This window comes from Novosphingobium nitrogenifigens DSM 19370, assembly GCF_000192575.1.
Lineage (GTDB): Bacteria > Pseudomonadota > Alphaproteobacteria > Sphingomonadales > Sphingomonadaceae > Novosphingobium > Novosphingobium nitrogenifigens.
The window spans coordinates 1-1,519 of sequence record NZ_GL876941.1; the positions used below are offsets into that span (position 1 = coordinate 1).

The 1,519-nt window shown below is 61.4% G+C and carries 1 protein-coding gene; it reads right to left on the reverse strand.

Annotated elements, in window-relative coordinates; genetic code table 11:
- Positions 1-74: 74 nt before the first annotated feature.
- Positions 75-1,438 (reverse strand): IS3 family transposase gene (locus Y88_RS18655; RefSeq protein ID WP_085995949.1). Its coding sequence is split into 2 segments (ribosomal slippage): positions 75-1,088 and positions 1,091-1,438, totalling 1,362 coding nucleotides; the frame shifts between segments, so codons are not numbered across the junction.
- Positions 1,439-1,519 lie beyond the last annotated feature (81 nt).

Here is a 1,519-nt window from a genome sequence, read left to right on the forward strand (position 1 = left end):
TGTCCGTCGTCAGAACATTTGGCACAACTCGCGGCGTAAATTAGCGGAGTGCGGGCCTCGTCTCGGGGTTGATGTTATGCGGCGAGCTTGCGGTGTTGCAAGCGTCGATATTCGATGGTCTGTCGTTTGATCCTTTCACGCTGTTTGATGATGGCTGGTGCCCTGCCGAAGTAGGCGTCGGCGGGCGTCACGTTGTTCAGGCTCTCGTGGTAACGTTGATTGTTGTAGTGCTCGACGAAGGCTTCGATCTGGGCCTCGAGGTCGCCGGGCAGGAAGTAGTTCTCCAGCAGGATGCGGTTCTTCAGAGTCTGGTGCCAGCGCTCGATCTTGCCCTGGGTCTGAGGGTGGCACGGTGCACCGCGCACATGACTCATCTGCTGAGCTTCGATGTATTCAGCCAGTTCGCCAGCGATGTAGCTGGGACCGTTATCGCTGAGCAGCCTGGGTTTGTGCAGCACGGTGGCGCTGTCGCAGCCCGAGGCAGCCAGCGCCATGTCCAGCGTGTCGGTGACGTCCTCGGCCCGCATGTTGGTGCACAGTTTCCAGGCGATGATGTAGCGCGAGAAGTCGTCGAGCACGGTCGACAGGTACATCCAGCCCCACCCGATGATCTTGAAGTAGGTGAAGTCGGTTTGCCACATCTCGTTCGGCCGGGTGGTCTTGGTGTGGAACTGATCGGCGGCCTTGATCACGACATAGGCCGGGCTGGTGATCAGATCATGGGCCTTCAACAGGCGGTAAACCGTGGCTTCCGACACGAAGTAGCGCTTCTCGTCGGTGAACCGCACCGCCAGCTCGCGCGGTGACAGTTCGCTGTAGTCCAGGGCCATCTCGACGATCTGGTCCTGGATATCATCGCCGATGCGGTTCCACACCCGGGTCGGCGCCGACGGCCGATCCTCCAAGGCCTCCGGGCCGCCTTCGAGGAACCGGTCATACCAGCGGTAGAAGGTCCGACGGGCGATGCCGAGCTGGTCCAGCGTGCGTTTGGCGGGCAGGTGCGACTGCTCGACGATCCGGATGATCTCGAGCTTCTCCGAGGCGGGATACCTCATTCGTCGTCGCCCCCATCCGCGATCATGCTTTTTTTGAGCAGGCGGTTCTCCAGGGTCAGGTCGGCAACGCATTCCTTCAGGGCGCGGGCTTCGCGGCGCAGATCCTGCACCTCGCCAGTGGTCGCGGCACGGGCGGTGTCGCCGGCCAGGCGGCGCTTGCCGGCTTCCATGAACTCCTTCGACCAGGTGTAATACAGGCTCTGGGCAATGCCTTCCTTGCGGCACAGCTCGGCGATGCTGTCCTCGCCGCGCAGGCCATCCAGCACGATGCGGATCTTGTCTTCGGCCGAGAAGTGCCGGCGGGTTGCACGCCGGATGTCCTTCACCACCCGCTCCGCAGGGGCCTTGGTCGGCGATTTTGCATTGGAGGATTTGGGCTTCATCTTCGTTCCTTCGTCACTACGACGAAGCCCAAATCCTCCTTAAATCACAACCTCAAATCTGTGCCATTGGTGCTGACGGGG